General features: G+C 31.8%; 18 protein-coding genes. 3 read left to right on the top strand and 15 right to left on the bottom strand.

Features of this window, described 5'->3' with window-relative positions; genetic code table 11:
• Nucleotides 1-5: 5 nt before the first annotated feature.
• From ACWI69_RS00235 to ACWI69_RS00245, 3 genes are read right to left on the bottom strand one after another with little or no spacing between them, the layout of a single operon-like run.
• Nucleotides 6-1,268 carry a radical SAM protein gene (locus ACWI69_RS00235; protein ID WP_448819860.1) on the bottom strand — a complete coding sequence of 421 codons (1,263 nt, stop codon included), beginning with the start codon at nt 1,266-1,268 and terminating at the stop codon, nt 6-8.
• 7 nt (nt 1,269-1,275) lie between these two features.
• Nucleotides 1,276-1,713, bottom strand: a complete 438-nt coding sequence (locus ACWI69_RS00240; protein WP_448819861.1) for an ExbD/TolR family protein — start codon at nt 1,711-1,713, stop codon at nt 1,276-1,278.
• A 9-nt stretch (nt 1,714-1,722) separates the two neighbouring features.
• Nucleotides 1,723-2,346 carry a MotA/TolQ/ExbB proton channel family protein gene (locus ACWI69_RS00245; RefSeq protein WP_448819862.1) on the bottom strand — a complete coding sequence of 208 codons (624 nt, stop codon included), beginning with the start codon at nt 2,344-2,346 and terminating at the stop codon, nt 1,723-1,725.
• A gap of 169 nt (nt 2,347-2,515) precedes the next feature.
• On the opposite strand from ACWI69_RS00245, the gene ACWI69_RS00250 reads away from it, so the two are divergent.
• The gene (locus tag ACWI69_RS00250; RefSeq protein WP_448819863.1) at nt 2,516-3,244 is read left to right on the top strand and encodes an energy transducer TonB; all 729 of its coding nucleotides are present in this window, start codon (nt 2,516-2,518) and stop codon (nt 3,242-3,244) included.
• Nucleotides 3,245-3,262: 18 nt separating this feature from the next.
• Nucleotides 3,263-3,769 (top strand): flavodoxin family protein, encoded by a 507-nt coding sequence (locus ACWI69_RS00255; RefSeq protein WP_448819864.1) that lies wholly within the window; start codon nt 3,263-3,265, stop codon nt 3,767-3,769.
• 66 nt (nt 3,770-3,835) lie between these two features.
• Here ACWI69_RS00255 and hutX read toward each other — a convergent pair whose 3' ends face one another.
• The 12 genes from hutX to glmS form a co-directional block, all read right to left on the bottom strand.
• Entirely contained in the window at nt 3,836-4,306 is a 471-nt protein-coding gene (gene hutX / locus ACWI69_RS00260; RefSeq protein ID WP_448819865.1) for a heme utilization cystosolic carrier protein HutX, read from the bottom strand.
• 59 nt (nt 4,307-4,365) lie between these two features.
• Nucleotides 4,366-5,568 (bottom strand): YihY/virulence factor BrkB family protein, encoded by a 1,203-nt coding sequence (locus tag ACWI69_RS00265; RefSeq protein WP_448819866.1) that lies wholly within the window; start codon nt 5,566-5,568, stop codon nt 4,366-4,368.
• Nucleotides 5,569-5,763: 195 nt separating this feature from the next.
• Entirely contained in the window at nt 5,764-7,158 is a 1,395-nt protein-coding gene (locus ACWI69_RS00270) for a PTS transporter subunit EIIC (RefSeq protein WP_448819867.1), read from the bottom strand.
• An 18-nt stretch (nt 7,159-7,176) separates the two neighbouring features.
• Nucleotides 7,177-8,073, bottom strand: coding sequence for an N-acetylmuramic acid 6-phosphate etherase (gene murQ / locus ACWI69_RS00275; protein WP_448819868.1), 897 nt, complete (start codon nt 8,071-8,073; stop codon nt 7,177-7,179).
• A complete protein-coding gene (locus ACWI69_RS00280) occupies nt 8,074-8,922 on the bottom strand; it encodes a MurR/RpiR family transcriptional regulator (protein WP_448819869.1) in 849 nt (282 codons plus the stop codon).
• A 138-nt stretch (nt 8,923-9,060) separates the two neighbouring features.
• Nucleotides 9,061-10,599: a citrate lyase subunit alpha gene (citF, locus tag ACWI69_RS00285; protein ID WP_448819870.1), complete on the bottom strand. Its 1,539-nt coding sequence runs from the start codon at nt 10,597-10,599 to the stop codon at nt 9,061-9,063.
• A 19-nt stretch (nt 10,600-10,618) separates the two neighbouring features.
• The gene (locus ACWI69_RS00290; RefSeq protein WP_448819871.1) at nt 10,619-11,491 is read right to left on the bottom strand and encodes an HpcH/HpaI aldolase/citrate lyase family protein; all 873 of its coding nucleotides are present in this window, start codon (nt 11,489-11,491) and stop codon (nt 10,619-10,621) included.
• Between the two features lie 27 nt (nt 11,492-11,518).
• Nucleotides 11,519-11,779 carry a citrate lyase acyl carrier protein gene (citD, locus tag ACWI69_RS00295; RefSeq protein WP_448819872.1) on the bottom strand — a complete coding sequence of 87 codons (261 nt, stop codon included), beginning with the start codon at nt 11,777-11,779 and terminating at the stop codon, nt 11,519-11,521.
• A gap of 80 nt (nt 11,780-11,859) precedes the next feature.
• The gene (locus tag ACWI69_RS00300) at nt 11,860-13,101 is read right to left on the bottom strand and encodes a methylaspartate ammonia-lyase (RefSeq protein WP_448819873.1); all 1,242 of its coding nucleotides are present in this window, start codon (nt 13,099-13,101) and stop codon (nt 11,860-11,862) included.
• A 94-nt stretch (nt 13,102-13,195) separates the two neighbouring features.
• The gene (locus ACWI69_RS00305) at nt 13,196-14,653 is read right to left on the bottom strand and encodes a methylaspartate mutase subunit E (RefSeq protein ID WP_448819874.1); all 1,458 of its coding nucleotides are present in this window, start codon (nt 14,651-14,653) and stop codon (nt 13,196-13,198) included.
• 22 nt (nt 14,654-14,675) lie between these two features.
• A complete protein-coding gene (glmL, locus tag ACWI69_RS00310) occupies nt 14,676-16,082 on the bottom strand; it encodes a methylaspartate mutase accessory protein GlmL (protein WP_448819875.1) in 1,407 nt (468 codons plus the stop codon).
• Nucleotides 16,083-16,124: 42 nt separating this feature from the next.
• Nucleotides 16,125-16,538 carry a methylaspartate mutase subunit S gene (gene glmS, locus ACWI69_RS00315; protein WP_448819876.1) on the bottom strand — a complete coding sequence of 138 codons (414 nt, stop codon included), beginning with the start codon at nt 16,536-16,538 and terminating at the stop codon, nt 16,125-16,127.
• A 322-nt stretch (nt 16,539-16,860) separates the two neighbouring features.
• Between glmS and ACWI69_RS00320 the strand changes: the two genes are divergently transcribed.
• Nucleotides 16,861-17,346 (top strand): ribosome maturation factor RimP, encoded by a 486-nt coding sequence (locus ACWI69_RS00320; RefSeq protein ID WP_448819877.1) that lies wholly within the window; start codon nt 16,861-16,863, stop codon nt 17,344-17,346.
• The last annotated feature ends 4 nt before the right edge of the window (nt 17,347-17,350 follow it).

The raw sequence follows: 17,350 nt of genomic DNA on the forward strand, positions 1-17,350 counted from the left end.
CTCCATTACTTTTTTATTGTTCCTAAAGTCTTCTCAACAACTGTAGTTAAAATTTCTCTAGATATATTGTTACCCCAAAATAAACCATCTTCTGTCAAAGTATAATGCTCATTCGTTTCAAATATAAAGTTATTGTCTTTCAAATTCGAGACTATCTCTTCAAAAATTACTTTTTCTTCAGGAGTTAAAAGTTCATTCACTACATTTTTACTCACTTGTGGGAACTGAAATAGTCCACTAAACTTATCCAATCTTTGTTGATAATCACTTTTTTCAACAAACATTGACATCTCTTTTTTCATCCTAAAAATAGAGATATTATCAACATTTCCTCCAGCTCCAACTCCGATTGGAAATGTATCTCCACCAAAATTTCTAGTTTTTATATACTTATATTTATCTCTTCCTTTTTTTGCTATCTTTGTTAGCTCCAAAATATAATATTCCCCATCTTTTGTCAGTTCTCTTATAAAAGCATCATGAAGTTCTCTTTCTCTCTTCAAATCCTCTTGAATTTTAACTTTTTCGTCTTTAATATCATGGGAAAGCGTGGACCCTTCATGCACCATTAATGAATAAAAACTTGAACTTCCTAAATCCAATTTTTTTATGATTCTGGCATCCTCTATAACATCCTCTATCCTCTGTTCTGGGTAGTTATAGATAATATCTATGCAGACCTCACCGTTAAATTTATCTTTCAGTTGGATTAATCTCTCCGTTACTTCATTTTTAGAATATGTTCTGTTGTAAAATTTTCTTCCTTCATCTGAAAAGCTTTGAATTCCCACAGATAATCTATTGACTCCATATCTATTCATCAACTCTATTTTTTCATCATTTAAGTTATGCAATGTTGTTTCTAAAGTAAATTCATACTCTTTAGAAAATTTTATATTTCTATTGACACTTTGAAGTATGCTTTCCAATTGTTCGCTTCTATAAACTGTCGGTGTTCCCCCACCAAAATATATTACATCTACACTTTTTTCCTTAAAGTATCTGTATTCTCCGTACCTATCAAACTCACTAACAATATAGTCTGCATAAGAATCTAAACTTTCACTCAGTTGCTCTCTATTCAAATTACAAAACGAACAAATTTTATCACAATATGGCGTATGGACGTATATTGCTCTTGGGACATCTTTTGGTTCTTCTTTTAATTTTTCTAAAAACTCTTCCTCAGTAACTCTCCTTTGAGGATAATATTTACCTATTAATCCACTCGAGTTATGGTGACTCTTATACCTTGTTTCAAAATGCATTATTTACTCACTTCCCTTTAGTTTCTATATCTATTGCTTGTGCCCCTGCCAACTTTATGTCCGACATTATATCTACTACATCCCCGTAGTCAATTCCTCTATCAGCTAGTATTGCCACTCTTTTATTTTCCATCGTTAAAACTATGTTTTTTACTCTTTCCTGTAATTCATCTTTCGTCACATCCACTATAGAACTCTCTTTTTGCTTATCTATCTTTATTTTTAATTCTCCATTATTTGCAACTAAAATTGATATCTTATCAACAGCTTCAGTTATTTCAGAGATTTCAGATTTAGGTAAATCTATCTTCATTCCTTTCATATCATCAAATGTTGTAGCAACCATAAAAAATATTAACAATAAAAATACCACGTCGATTAACGGAGTTAAATCGGGTGTTAGTTGCTTTCTCTGATAATTCATAAATCCCTTTGATTTAAACATACTACATCCCTACATCTTTCTTAAAATATTTATAAATTCCACTACATTTTTTTCCATATCAACCAATGCTTTTTCAATTTTTTTCTGATAAAAGTTATAAAATATTAAAGCTGGTATCGCCACTATTAGACCTGATGCTGTGGTTATCAATGCCTGAGAAATTCCAAAAGCTAAAACTGTTGGATCACCTGCTCCATATTTTGACATGGCTGTGAACGCTCCAATCATCCCTGTTACAGTTCCTAACAAACCAGCTAAAGGAGTAACATTCGCTGCTAAAGCTAAAATCCACATATTTTTTTCCAATTTTGGCATTTCTCTTAAAGCGCACTCTCTTGCTTTTTCCTCCAAATAATCATAAGTACAACAGTTCATTTTTTCACCGTTATATTCTATTAAAATTGTTTTCATAACTTTAGCTGATGTATTTTTAAAACAATCGCAAGTCTTTATAGCTCTCTCTCTCTCATTGTTTTTGATAAATTTTTCTAGATGATTTATTAAAAGTTCTCCATTGTCTTTTTCATTTTTGAAAAAATAATATCCTCTTTCCAATATCACACTAAGACCTGCTACAGATAAGAATATTATCACAGCCATCAACGGTCCTCCTGCTTTAATTATATCTATCATCCATTCCCTCCTAAACTTAAATATTTTGACATTCAAAGTTATTATATTGATTTTATTCTAAATAGTCAATATATTTTTTAGGCAAAGTATTTTTTTATAAATAATTTGATAATTAAAATATTTTTTGTTATAATCGTTATGGATTAACTACTTATTTTTTGGAGGAATTATGAAGTTTTTTATTTTTTCAATAGTTTTACATATAGCTATTTTTATTTTTGGTTTTTCTTTAGATTCAAATAAAAATTTTGAAATTGAAAATATTGGAAATGATTTTTCGGCTCCGGCTATCTCAGTTAATTTTAATTTTTCACAAGAAACTGATGCTTCTCAATTAAATGCTCCTTTAGAAGAGATTAAAGAAGAAATAGCCAAAGAAATAACAGAAGAGAAAACAAAAGAAATAGTCGATATACCAAAAGATGAACCTAAAAAAGAGGAACCCAAAGTTGAAGTAAAAAAGAAAGTCAGCAAACCTAAAAAATCTTTAGAAAAAAAGAAAACTGAATCTAATAAAGAAGCGAAAGCTTTACAAAATACTGACACCCCTACTAATAGCAACAATAGTGATTTAATTGAACTTTCACATGGAGTTTTTGCTGCTAAAAATCAAGGAGTTCAAGGACTTAAATATTCTTTTATTTCCCAACCTGACCCAGAGTACCCTCTAGCTGCTAAAAGAATATCTTATGGTAAAGAAGTGTCTATCAAAGTGAGATTTCTTGTCGGATTCAACGGTGAAATTGAAGATATCAAATTTTATAACGATAAAGATAATTTAGGTTTCCAAAGAGAAGTCGAAAAAACTTTAAATAAGTGGAAATTGACTCCTGTAACTTTAAATGACAAGCCAATAAAATTATACTTTTATAAAGAGTTCAAATTTAATCAAAAATAATGGGAGGATTTTAATTTTATGAAAATACTTATTACATATTCATCAAAAACTGGAAACACAGAAAAAATAGCTCAAGCTATTCATAGGGGTATTCCAACTGCTACTCTTTTACCAATCTCTGAAATTATAAACTTAGATTACGATTTAATTTTTGTAGGTGGTTGGATTGATAGAGCCACTTTTGACCAAATATCATTAACTTTAGCGAAACAAATTTTTGACAAAAATGTCGCTTACTTTTTTACTTTAGGAGCATACCCTCACTCGGATCATGCTAAAGGCTGCGTCAAAAATATTGAAACTTTGTTAAAAAATAATAACAATAATGTCCTTGGAGGTTACTTTTGTCAAGGAGCTATCGACCCAAAATTAATCTCTTGGTTATCTACACTCCCATCTGATCATAAGATGTCGCCTAATGAAGAGAGAAGACAAAGATGGGAAGATGCTAAATCTCATCCTGATCAATTAGATTTAGATAATGCTACTCAATTTGCATTAAATATCCTTTCTCAATGTAAGTAAAAATAGATTTAGCAAAAAATAAACAGCTTAAACCTCTTATAATATAAGGCTTAAGCTGTTTAAATTTTATAAACTTTGAAAACTCTCTAAACACTCTTTTATAAGTTCTTTTTTCTCATCTCTTGGAACATACACTGCAAATATTTCTTTCTCATCCTCAGCAAAAAATTTTATAGAGTAACTTTCTCTTCCAAACATTATATCCTTCACTAAGAAAATTTCTTTTATCTTTCCAACACTCAAATGTCCCCCTATCGCTGAATCTTTGTCATGAAAATTTAAAAAACCATGAGCATAGAATCCTTTTGGAAACTTATCTTGAATCTCTAAAACAAAATTTGGCGTGACAACTAATAGAAATACTTTTTCCCATTCTCTTAAAGTGTTAAATAGTTCATCTATTCTTTCTACATCATACTTTCTCACAGTTGGCGCTTCTCTTAAAACTTCAAGCATTGAAATTCCCAACTCTTTTGCGATTTTACCTAAAGATATTTTCTCATCATTCGTTAACATATCGCTTATTTTACTTTTCATAAACCCCTCCTACATCACATTCGTAAGAAGAATATATTATATTTTAAAAAGTTTGTCAATCAAATATTTTTGAAATATTCATATAGTTTTAAATTTTCATTAAATTTCACTTCCTCTATTATGTAGTTTTCACCATAATTCTCCATATCTTCATACAATTTTTTCAAAGTGATTACTTCAATACTCATAGTAAGTTTATAACTTTTTTCATCTGTTGTTTCACACTCAGTTGCCAAAATATACCCCATTGTTTTTAGCATACCCAAAATATCTCTAGTAAACTCCATTGGAATTCTTAGGTTTTCGGATATTTCCATAGCTGATATAGCCTTATCATTTTTTAGATAGTTTTCCATTAACAGCAGTAATACTTGCTCAGTTACCCTATACTTCGAAATAAAATTTATCTTTTTTATTATTCCAATTTTTCCCAAGTTATCTCTATTTTGTAAAATATATGAAAAATGTGCTCCTAGTAAAATTAAAAACCATACAATTTTTAACCATATTAAAGAAAGTAAAAGAACTGAAAAACTTCCATAAATCTTATTATATGTCGTTATTATTATCTGTAATTTTACTAAAAGCATATTACTTTGATTCAATAAAAATGAAACTATAAAGCTACTCCAGATAGTTGGCACTAGATTCACCTTTGTATTTGGTAAAACTGTATAAAAAAATATAAAAAATATCCATAGAGCCAAATACGGTGCAATTAGTTGTATAATATAGTCACTATAAAATATATCAATTTTTAAACTAGTCAATATGTTGGCTCCAATGATACTCACCGGCAACATTAGAAAAACGATAAAGTAGTCACTTACTTTTCTGAAAACACCTCTCGTTCGCCTAATTCCCCATATACTATTTAACGCCTTCTCAATCACAGAAAACATTAATACTATAACCCAGCCCAACGATAGAAATCCAACTCCTGCAATTATTCCACTTCTTGTATTTTGCAATAAATTCTGAGTTGTTTCTAATATAAGACTTACAGTTTCTTCGTTAAGTGGTGAACTTTCTGTAAGCTCTTTAAGGTAATAGTTATCTATTCCAAACCATCTTCCTATACTAAATGCTATTGCTAAAATTGGAATAAAAGATAATGTTGTAAAGTAACACAAGGTGTTAGCCCACAAATTTGAATTTGATCTCTTATAATTTTCTAAAGCTCCTTTCATTTGATTATAAAAGTGAGTCAATTGTAACTCATTAATATAATTTCTTATTTTATTTATAAATTTTAAAATCATCTCTCACCCTCCTAATCTATTCTTTTTCAATTTTACCATATTTCCTTTAATTAAGAAAATTAAAAGAACCTCCAAATAAGAGGTTCTTTTAACACGAGGGGATTATTTATTTTTATAACACTTTTTCTTTATTATATCTTTTAGACACAAACTTTCAAGAAAAAGTTTTGAAGTTTTTTTAATTTTTTATCCCTATTATACAGCTTCTTCTATATCCTTTGGAATTCCAAAGAAATATGTTATTATAAATCCAGCTACATAAGATATTCCTAGTCCAATTATATAGTAAAGAATTTTTCCTGGTACAACTAATGGAATTGCCGTTATCCCAGATGGTCCAAACGCTATTGTTTGAACTTTCGTCGCTGCTAAAAATGCTCCACCTAATCCACCAGCTATTGAAGCTGTTACAAATGGTTTTCCGAGTGGAAGTGTCACTCCATAAAGCATCGGCTCTCCAATTCCCAATATTGCAACTGGCATAGCAGCTTTTATGACATCTCTTAATTTTTTATTATGCTTTGCTTTTATATAGATTGCTGCTGCTCCACCAATTTGTCCTCCACCTGCCATACAAAGAATTGGAAATAGTGAAATACTTCCAAATTGTGTCAGTTGAACCATGTAAAACGGTATCAATCCATGATGTAACCCTACCATCAATAGCGATAGGAAAGATGACGCTAATATAAATCCACCTATTATTGCTATTGGTCCTTCACTCATTATAAAAAATGAAAATATTTTTATAATTACATCTGAAGCCACTCCTGAAAAAGGCATTATTATAAATACTGTTAATGTTCCTACTATCAATATGGCAAGTGTTGGCGTTATAATTGAATCCAAAAAATCTGGTATAATTTTTCTAAGCTGTTTTTCAACCCAAGCTAGAATTGCAACACCCATTATCACCCCTATAATTCCACCTTTTCCTGGAATTAAAATACTGCTCAGTGGTACCTCTGCATTATACAAACCTAAAGCTTTTGAAAATATATTTATATTTGAACTTATCGTTATCGCTCCAATAATTCCACCTAGAGCAGGTGTTGCACCAAATTCATTAGCTGAGTTTACACCTACAAATATTGCAAAATATGCAAATAATCCATTTCCTAAAGTTTGAAAAAAAGTTATCCACATAGGCATATCTTTTATTCCCTCTGCTGTATACACATTTTGAAAATACCCTGCTATTCCATTTAAAAGTCCCGCACCTATTATAGCTGGAATTAGTGGAATAAATATATTTGCCATTCTTCGCAATATTGAAGAGAATTTACCCTGCTTTGATTTTACGTTCTCCTTTGTCTTTTTCCACTCTTCATTGTCAACTACTATTTCCCCACAAAGTTTTTTCATCTCATCTGCTATTTTTTTACTTTTTCCCGGTCCCACAACAACTTGAATTGTATCATCCTTTATTACTTTTATTACTCCGGAAATCTCATCCAAACTTTTAAAATCTACTTTTTCAACATCTTTAACTGAAACCCTTATCCTTGTCATACAGTTATTTATAACTGCTATATTATCTTTTGAGCCCAATTTTTCAATTATCGCTTTTGCAATTGATTGATTATCCATGTTACTCTCCCATCCCTATTATTTTATTGCTTCCCTTATGAATCCACTTGATTCATTTAATCTTTCTAACGCTTTCTCTTTATTACACTGTAATAAAACCATCACAATAGCCACTTTTACTTGATTACCAGCTTTTTCTAATGCCTCTTGAGCTACCTCATAACTACATCCAGTTATTTGCATTACGTTATTTTTCGCTCTTTCTTGTAATTTTATATTAGTAATTTTTAAATCTACCATTAGATTTTCATAAACTTTTCCTATTCCTGTCATTGAAGTTGTACTAATCATATTTAAAATTAACTTTTGAGCCGTTCCCGCTTTCATTCTAGTAGAGCCTGTTAAAACCTCTGGTCCCACCTCCACCTCTATCGCCACATCTGCTATTTCCCCAATTTTACTTCCTTTATTACATGAGATTGCTATTGTCTTACAGCCCATTTTTTTTGCATACTCAATTCCACCTATTACATACGGTGTTCTTCCTGAAGCTGCTATCCCACAAACTATATCATTCGATTTTAATTCTATTCCATCCAATTCTTCTACGGCTAACTCCTTAGAATCTTCAGCCCCTTCCTGTGCTTCTATAAAGGCTTTTTCCCCTCCTGCTATCAGTCCCATCACCTTTGTCTTATCTACACCAAATGTTGGTGGACATTCAACAGCATCTAAAACTCCCAATCTTCCACTTGTTCCAGCTCCCATATATATCAATCTTCCACCATTATTAAAAGCTCCAATAACTAGCTCCACCGCTTTTTCAATCTCTGGAATAACTTCCTGAACACTTTCAGGAACTCTTTTATCCTCTTCATTTATAAGCATTAAAATCTCTTTTACATCCATACTATCCATTCTCATACTTTTTACATTTCTCGTTTCTGTCATTTTTCCTTCTAATATCTTTTCCATTTATTTCTCCACCCATCCCACTATTTTTTTACTTCTATCTATGTATTCTTTTACTTTTTTATAATCTTTTTGCATCAATCTTAGAAAAATACTATCCAATATTATCATCTGTGCCATCCTAGATGAGATAGCCGAACTTCTAAGTATACTTTCTTTGGAAACAACACCAATATTATAATCACTCAAGGAAGAAAGCGTATTTTTACCAATTGAAGTTATTGAAATAACACAGATATTCATCTCCTTAGCTATACCTACAACGTCTAAAATTTCTTGGGTTTCTCCTCTATGAGAGATTGCTATAATTAAATCATTAACGTCCATTGTTGAAAGTTTCATAAGTTGCATTTGCTTACTTTCATAGTGAACTGTATCTATTTTTATCTTCATCAATTTTAGCTCCAAATCTCTAGCTACAATTGATGACATTCCCGTACCTATTATCAAAATACGACCACTTTCTCTTATTTTTTCTATAATAGTTTCAAAATTTTTATAATCAATCACTCCTACAGTAGTATTTAAAGCTTCTACAGTTTCTGCTAATGTTTTTTTGGTTACCTCCTCCAAAGAATCTTCTAAATCTATTTCGCTATGAATTTTATTTTTTAATAAATTTTTTTTATGTTCCAAATCCCTTTCTAACTGCAACTTAAATGCTACGTATCCTGAAAAACCTATTTTTTTTATAAATTTTATAATAGATGATTGACTTACTCCAATTTTTTTAGCTAGTTCCGTTGAAGTTATTTCTCCTATTATTTTTTTATTTTTGATCACATACATTGCAATCACTTTCTCACTTTCAGACAAATTATTTTCCAAACTTTTTATAATATTTTCAATCATATATCCACCTTTCCAAACATATATTACAGTATTTATATTCCAAAAGCAAGAATTTTTTATTTTTATTATATAAAAAATTTAAGAATATTTTATTCTTGTTTAAACAAAAAAAGTGGAGAAATATTCTCCACTAAAATACTATTTTATTTTCTTGATTGTATCTATGACAGTTCCATCTCTATATTCAACAACTGCAACTATTTCATCTTCAAATTCAATATCATTTTCTTGTCCAGTCATTCCTCTAGCAATATCTCTTAACTCTTCTATCGTCTTTATCGGAAGTTTTGAATTTTTAAACTTTTCTAACAAATCTTTTCTTAAAGGATTTATAGCTATTCCCCTTTCTGTCACAAGAATGTCAACTGTTTCCCCTGGTGTAGTCAATGTTGTGACTTTATCTTTTACAACAGATATCCTTGAATTAACTAGTTGTGATACTATTATACATAATTTTGAACCTGCCGCAGTATCAGAGTGACCACCTGATCCTCCCATTATAACTCCATTAGATCCTGTTGTTACATTCACATTAAAGTTTGTATCAATCTCTGTTGCTCCCAAAATAACAACATCTAATTTGTTTACAACAGCTCCTTTATTATTTGCATTCGCATACATTGATGCTGACATTGTTATATGTGCCGGATTTTCTTTAGCTGATTTTATAGCATCTAAATCAAAACACTGAACATCAAACAAAGCTTTGAACAATCCCTCTTTATACATGTCAACAATATACCCTGTTATTCCTCCAGATGCAAAACTTCCACAAATCTCCCTTTGTTTCATTATATCTTTTAACTGTGCTGCCACAGCTAGAGAAATCCCTCCTGCACCAGTTTGAAAACTCATACCATTTTTTAAATATCCAGATTCTTCAATAAATTTCGCTGTTAAATCTGCAACTTTTAATCCAATTGGATTTTTAGTTATTTGAGTTGTTCCTGACACAATTCCTTTTGGATCTCCTATTGCATCTACAACTAAAACATAATCCACTAAAGTTTGGTTTATTTCAATTGTTGTGTTTGGATATTCAACTAAGTTATCTGTTATGGCTACAACTATATTTGCTAACTCTGCATCTGTATGAGCATATCCTAATGCTCCACAAGCTGATTTTCCATCTACACCATTTATATTTCCATATTCATCACTCGTAGGAGCTGCCATAAATGCAATATCGATAGTTCTCTCTCCTGATTCAAATATTCTTGCTCTTCCACCATGTGTATGCATTATAGCAGGTTTTTCTAACTTTCCTTGAGATATAGCTTCAGCCACTGGTCCAGATATATACGCTGCATATATTTGAGTTACTACCCTATTTTCTATCATTTTTACTAAGCCTTTATGACAAGGGAATATCGAACTTGCTGCTATCGTTACATCTTTATACCCTCTTTTCGCAATCTCTTCCATTACCATATTTAAAACAAAATCCCCATTTCTTAAGTGGTGATGAAATGAAACTACCATCCCATCTTTCAATGGTAATTTATCCATTAATTTACTTAAATCCATATGTAATTTTGAATCTTGAGAAGATATAGTTTTAAATTTAAAATCCTTTTTTATTACTCCATCTTTATTTGAAAGATACCCTTTGTATTGTTTTACTTCTCCATACCCTTCTATAAATTCAGGAATTTCTCTTCCTAAAATATTTTTCATTAGAACACCTCACTCTAAATTAATCTAATAATCCAATCATTTCAGCAATTTCTAAAGTCTGGATAGCTCTATTTATAATTGGAAGGTCAACCATCTTTCCATCTAAAGAGAACACTCCTAACCCTTCTTTTTCTGCTTCTTCTTTTGCTGCCATAACTCTCAAAGCATGGCTTATCTCCTGCTTTGTTGGAGAATACACTTCATGAATTGTATCTATTTGCCTTGGATTTATAGCTAATTTTCCAGAGAATCCTAACATCTTAGCTTTTCTCGAATCTGCTGCTAATCCCACATAGTCATTTGTATCTGTAAAAGGTGTATCTATTGCGTCTACCTTCAATGCCTTACAAGCGTTTACAACCTTTGTTCTGGCATAGAATAACTCCTCTGAATCCTTTGTTCTCTTCACTGCTAAATCTGCTGCTAAGTCTTCTCCACCTAGTAAAACAGCTTGAATTCTTTTAGAAGATTTTATTGTTTCATAAACAGTTTCCACTCCATAAGCTGTTTCTACTAAAGCATGAACTTTTATAGTTCCTACCTCAATACCTTCCTCTTCCTCAATTCTTTCTAGCTCTTTTTCCAAAATTGCCATATCTTCTGGAGTAGCCTTTGGAAGCAATATTGCATCTGGCTTTAGTCTAGCCATCTTATCTATATCTGTCATCGCAAATGGAGATGATAATGGATTTATTCTTATCACAACCTCTGTATCTCCATAACTCATTGTTCTCATAGCTTCTGTTACTAATATTCTTGCTGCATCTTTTTCTGTTAGAGCAACTGCATCTTCTAAATCAAATATTACTGAATCCGCTCCAAATGTATCTGCTGTTTGTAGCATACCTGGGTTATTTCCAGGCATAAATAACATTGTTCTTCTTAACTTCACATTAACACCTCACCTTAAAAGGAATATTTAACAACCTCTTTTAACAGCTCCCTCAATTCTAGCTCTTATTGTATAATCTAAAGCCCCTTTATCTTGAGCTTTCACTAAAATTGAAGTAATTCCCATCTCTTTTAACTTTTCTTCAATAACCATCTTTATATGATTTCCAAATTGCTTTTCTACAACACTTTCTAACTCAATATCTATTCCATTTTCACTTGGAGTTAACATTATAAATATATCATTAGACTCCAGTGTTCCACATTTAGCGGGTTTATTTATCGTCATTCTATTCACCTCTTAGAATTTTCTATAAAATTAAAGGAAAAGGTAGGAGACCCCCACCTTTTCCCAGAATTAAAAGTCTATTACTTTCTTCTGTTTACTAAAGCTTCTACTCTGCTCATTTCGTTGAATACGATCATGTATCCTTCGTCAACTCCCATTCCAGGTTTTGCTAAAACTTGAAGAGCTCCACATGCCATAGCTATGTTAGTAGTAACTTCAGCTGATCTGTTAGTCTCGTTACAAGTTCCTCCACAGTAAGAACCAATTCCTACTTTATTACAGTAAAGAATTGCATCCGCTATGTTATTTACCCCTCCTAAATCTGGAGTTTTTATTTGAACTACGTGTCCAGCCTTAGCATCAGCAAAAGCTGCTATATCCTCATAAGTGTTACACCACTCATCAGCAACTAACTCGATTCCCATGTTTCTTCTATCCACTTCAGCTGTCAATGCCGCTAAAGCTTCAATTTGTTTATCTCTATCCTCTACGTCCATAGGCCCTTCAATTCTTAATTTAAAAGGTTTTGCCGCATCCACTAATGTCTGTAAGTAATCTGCCATTTTTGTTGTATCACAATCAAATGCAGCTCCAATTGTTCCGTATACATCTATATGTAAAATAGGCGTGTAATCATCTGAATCTCTTAAGTGAATTATTCTATCTCTTAACCATCCAACATACTCAAGTAGTAACTCTCCATTTTTACCTAATTTTGTTTCTACATGATTTATCAAAGCGTGTGGTAAAACATCAGCAGATTTTATAATCATTTTGTCTGCATTCTCATATCTGTTATCTCCTGATTGAGTGAATATAGGTCTTTTTGAAATCTCTAAACCTGTATTATAGTCTTTTTGAATAACTTCAGCCATAGTCACTTTTCTAGCTTTTGCTACAGCATCTAATAAAGCCTGAGTAATTCCATATCTTATAGCAGTATGCAATCTTTTTCCATCTAGTAACATTCCGTCAAACTCTTCAGCTAATGATTTAAAATTATCTAACTCTTTTCCGATTAACTTTGGAGCAATTTCTTTTTCAATTACTGGAATAAAATCTTTAGCTAAGAATAACGGATCTCTTCCACCCGCACCTGAATATTGCACTGCTGCACAATCTCCAAACGCCACTTGACCATCTTCTAATATTAATTGTACAGAGATTGCTTCTCCAGCTTGTCTAATTGAAGTAAATCCTTCTGTTACTGGCTCCCCTATATAAGCAAACCCATCATGTCCTGCTCCATTTTTTATAGCTCTTTGGTCATCAAAATAGAAACCTGTTTTTCCTGCTGAACATACTACATCAACTATTCTCATTTTAATTCCTCCTGATTTTTACGAGGGAGATTATTACTCTCCCTAACTTTTATAATAAATCAAATTTTAAATTATATTTTTTATTTTATAGAAATTACTTTGTTGCTGGTCTTCCAATTAACGTTCCTTTTCCTACAGCAAATATATCATCCACTGTCATTTGGAAACTTATCTCTCTTCCTTCAAAATCTGCTCTTTCTTGTAACTTAGCAGTATGGAATGCTTTTATATCCTCTGATAATGGTAAATTTCCTGCATTTAAATATCTAATCATTCCATTATTGTCTCTCGCTGGTAACATCTTTCCTGCATTATATTTAGAAGGTGCAAATGGAATATCTAAAACTCCCTGCTCGAACGCTTTAACAGTTCCCACTGCCAAATCTCCATCTCCTAATTCAAGTACTTTATCGATAATTTGTTTAACTTCTCTTTTTATCATATCTTTTTCAAATTGAACCTCTTCTGAGTTTGGTAATTTTTGTCCTCTTAATAAGTTTAATACCATCTTTGTCGCTCTAATTCCCATAGCATTAGCTTCTTTTGTTGGTACTCCAATTGCTTCGTGAGGTGTTTTTACAATAACCTTCGTTGCACCTGCTAATGCAGCCGCTGATGCTCCATTTGAAATAACTCCAAATGCCTTAGCCTCATCTTCAGGGAACCCTCCCATCCACTGGTGGAATACAGATGTTAATTGCATATTTTCATACCCAAACTCTTTACAATATTCTTCAGCTTGCTCCATCATAGATCTTACTGCAGCAACGTCTTGTACTAAATTTCCACATTGTCCGTACCCTAAAGTGATATTTTTAACTCCTTGCTCAGCAGCTAATAAACACTCAATAATTTGAACGGCATTTGAGATTGATGGCGGAACTAATGTTCCTGTCAACGGTCCAAACGGTTCTCTGTTGATAGAAATTCCTTGCTCTTCGTACCATCCAACTAATCTATCACAGTATTGCCAATCTCTTATTGTCTGCTCTAAACTTACTGATTTTGCATAAGGAATGTTGTAAGAAATTCCTCCACCTTCGTTTGATGTATATCCAGCAGCTAGCATAATTTCTGATAACAATCTAGCATCTGGAGTCCCGTGTCTCAATTGTAAAGGTAGATTTACAGCTTCTACAACTTCTCTACAACCTTTAACTCCGTGGTTTACACCTGGGAATCCGTTAAGTAATGATCTCCCAGCTTTTTTAGACTCCTCAATTCCTTTTTCACAGTTCTCGTATTTATTTTGTCTTGTATAAGAATCTATTGTAGAAGGTAGTAAATCTGCTCCTCCCTCTTTATCTAAGAAATTTAACAACTCAATATGTTGTTCAATCAAAGCAACTCCAGCTCTTGGTTGAGCTAATGTTATATTTTTTTCTTTCGCATCTATTAATTTTTTAGCAAAATTTTTATGCTTTGGTAACGCCTTGTGATAAGCTACAGCTTCCTCTAAGTCCACTTCTTCACCTGTTGGCCACTGCTTTAAAACCTCTTCTCTCACTTTAAAGAACTCTTCATCAGTCCATTTTTTAAATTTTAAATTCATTGATCAGATTCCTCCTCAAAACTTATACTTCAATCAGATATTTTTTCATTATTTTTATTGCTAAATCTGGCTCTTTTTGAGCTAACAACCCCATGGAAGATAAGATATATGTTTTATCTACCATAAATTTTGGGTTTTCTGGTTTCAAATATATCGGTTCTGCTGGATTAAACGTACCAGCTGCTAAAATTCCTCTTGGGTCCTCGCTATGAACGATAACTCCACCAGTTCCTATTATATAAGGTGCATTTAGGAGATCCTTTCCACTTTGATTAAACATTGTTCCCATAGGTGTATAGATACATTCTAATACTCCACAATGTCTTGTCATTGATAACTCCGTTGCAACTTTAGCCATAGCTTCATCAAATAAAATCTCCTCTTTTGTTTGAGGCACCATTTTTATGTGATCATGCCTATAACTACAATGACCTTTTACATCCCATTTCTTATCCACATCATTTAAGTAATTCCTAATTTTCTTAGTTCCAGCTGCTTCTAGTAAAGAAATTGCCGAGTATCTCATTCCTAAATCTCCCTCAACAGTTCTTTTAGCAACAGGATCTTCTAACCCTTTCAAAAGCACTCCTGGCTTTGATGGTTCACCTTTTCCAATGGAATGAATATCTGTAGTTGCCCCACCAATATCAACGATTATTAAATCTCCTATTCCATCTTCTTCATCTGTTCCTTCAGATAATACCTCTGCTGCTTTTAGTACTGCCGCAGGAGTTGGCATCAAGATTCCACTGATAAAGTTCTCAGCCTTTTTCATTCCTTTTGCTTCTATTATCTTATTCATAAATACTTTTCTTATCTCTTCACGAGCTGGTTCAACATTGAGTTTATTTATCTTTGGCATCACATTATCTGCCATATAATAGTCTAATTTTGCCTCAGAAAAAATTTTCTCTATCTCATCTGATGCTGCTTTATTACCTGCTACAACAATTGGTTTTCTTATATCATGCTCAACTATTAATCTAGCATTATGTATTATACACTCTTTATTTCCACCGTCAGTTCCACCAGCCAAAAGAATTATATCTATCGGTGAGCTTTTAATTTCCTCCATCTCACGAGAATTTAATTCATACGAGTATGTTTTCATAACTCTTGCCCCTGCTCCTAAAGCCGCTTTTTTTGCTGCTTCAGCTGTCAGTTCTGGAACTAATCCAATCGCAACCATCTTTAATCCACCAGCTGCTGATGAACATGCTATTTTGTCCACAAATTCAACTTGTGATATTGGAATTTCCTTCTCAATTTTTTTTACAAGTTTACTATAGGCTTTGTCAAAACCAATCATTATATTATCTTCTACAGTTGTTATATCTTTAGCAGTTGCTAGAATTCTTTCTCCTACTAAATCTATCGCTGTCAACTTCGTGTATGTACTGCCAAAGTCAATAGTTAGATAACATTTCATAGAAATCATCTCTTTTCTTTAAGTTTATTTAAGTTTAGATAATTAAATTCCCAAATCTGATTTTAAATCTTCCGTTGTAAGTTCAATCGGAGTTCCTGGTCTATAAACTCTATTGAACCCCATCGCTTTAAATCTCGATTCTACCTCTGACCATTCCTGTTTTCCAACAACAATATTTCCTCCAACATATAGTAAGATATCTTTTAATCCAGCTTCTTCACACTTTTCTCTCATTCCTTGGCAATCTAACTCCCCATGTCCATATAGAGATGATACGATTATTGCATCAGCCTTTGTCTCTATTGCAGCGTTAATGAAATCAATCTGTGGAGATAAAACTCCTATATTGATCACTTCAAATCCATTGCTTTCCAATACGTGATGTATAATTTTATTTCCTACTGCATGACAGTCAGAACCGATTACACCAATTACTACTTTCTTTCCATTTTTCATTGAAAATAACACCTCACCATTTTTTTTCCTATAAAAAACAAACTTTTATAATGTATTTTATACACTACGTTTAAAAAAAACACAACACAAATAATAAATTTATATCATTGATTTTTCAATTATTTATAAAATATATTATAACTATTTACTTTTCTATCACATTTTTATTTTTTATTACATTAATATATATAATAATATGATTTCATTGATTTTTTTTTATATTTATGCTATACTTTGGTTGGATAATTTATACTAGAGCTGACAAGAGTGGGGAAATCCCACTCTTTCTTTATAGTTTTTATTTAGAAAGAGGTGAAATTTTATGATAAAACTTGATAAAAGAGAGGTGGAAGAAACTCTTTTAAAGATAGAAAAAATAGTTATTCCAGCTGTCGAAAAAAGAAATCTTAATTTAGTTGATTTAGAATATCTTCAAGAGGGGGGATATCTATGCGTTCGTATTTTTATAGAGAAACCTGAAGGCGATATCACCCTTGAAGATTGTGGCTCTCTTAGCAACGAAATTGATGAAGCTATCGACGCTTTAATTCCTCACAAATTCTTTTTAGAAGTGTCTTCTCCTGGAGTTGAAAGACCTCTAAAAAAACAAGCTGATTTCATTAGATTCAACGGTGAGAAAATTAAAGTTAATTTAAAACATAAACTTAATGATAATAAGAATTTTGAAGGTATTATTGAAGATTTTAAAGATGAAACACTTTTCTTAAATATAAAAGATAAGACTCTTGAAATCCCTTTTAAAGAGATAAAAAAAGCAAATATTGTCTTTGATTTTAGTGATATTTAATTAA

It is taken from the genome of Cetobacterium sp. (assembly GCF_977044495.1).

Bases quoted from the DNA above. Each gene is read 5' to 3' on its own strand.
- ACWI69_RS00235 (WP_448819860.1), bottom strand. From the start codon at position 1,268: ATGCATTTTGAAACAAGGTATAAGAGTCACCATAACTCGAGTGGATTA.
- ACWI69_RS00240 (WP_448819861.1), bottom strand. From the start codon at position 1,713: ATGTTTAAATCAAAGGGATTTATGAATTATCAGAGAAAGCAACTAACA.
- ACWI69_RS00245 (WP_448819862.1), bottom strand. From the start codon at position 2,346: ATGATAGATATAATTAAAGCAGGAGGACCGTTGATGGCTGTGATAATA.
- ACWI69_RS00250 (WP_448819863.1), top strand. From the start codon at position 2,516: ATGAAGTTTTTTATTTTTTCAATAGTTTTACATATAGCTATTTTTATT.
- ACWI69_RS00255 (WP_448819864.1), top strand. From the start codon at position 3,263: ATGAAAATACTTATTACATATTCATCAAAAACTGGAAACACAGAAAAA.
- hutX (WP_448819865.1), bottom strand. From the start codon at position 4,306: ATGAAAAGTAAAATAAGCGATATGTTAACGAATGATGAGAAAATATCT.
- ACWI69_RS00265 (WP_448819866.1), bottom strand. From the start codon at position 5,568: ATGATTTTAAAATTTATAAATAAAATAAGAAATTATATTAATGAGTTA.
- ACWI69_RS00270 (WP_448819867.1), bottom strand. From the start codon at position 7,158: ATGGATAATCAATCAATTGCAAAAGCGATAATTGAAAAATTGGGCTCA.
- murQ (WP_448819868.1), bottom strand. From the start codon at position 8,073: ATGGAAAAGATATTAGAAGGAAAAATGACAGAAACGAGAAATGTAAAA.
- ACWI69_RS00280 (WP_448819869.1), bottom strand. From the start codon at position 8,922: ATGATTGAAAATATTATAAAAAGTTTGGAAAATAATTTGTCTGAAAGT.
- citF (WP_448819870.1), bottom strand. From the start codon at position 10,599: ATGAAAAATATTTTAGGAAGAGAAATTCCTGAATTTATAGAAGGGTAT.
- citD (WP_448819872.1), bottom strand. From the start codon at position 11,779: ATGACGATAAATAAACCCGCTAAATGTGGAACACTGGAGTCTAATGAT.
- ACWI69_RS00300 (WP_448819873.1), bottom strand. From the start codon at position 13,101: ATGAGAATAGTTGATGTAGTATGTTCAGCAGGAAAAACAGGTTTCTAT.
- ACWI69_RS00305 (WP_448819874.1), bottom strand. From the start codon at position 14,653: ATGAATTTAAAATTTAAAAAATGGACTGATGAAGAGTTCTTTAAAGTG.
- glmL (WP_448819875.1), bottom strand. From the start codon at position 16,082: ATGAAATGTTATCTAACTATTGACTTTGGCAGTACATACACGAAGTTG.
- glmS (WP_448819876.1), bottom strand. From the start codon at position 16,538: ATGAAAAATGGAAAGAAAGTAGTAATTGGTGTAATCGGTTCTGACTGT.
- ACWI69_RS00320 (WP_448819877.1), top strand. From the start codon at position 16,861: ATGATAAAACTTGATAAAAGAGAGGTGGAAGAAACTCTTTTAAAGATA.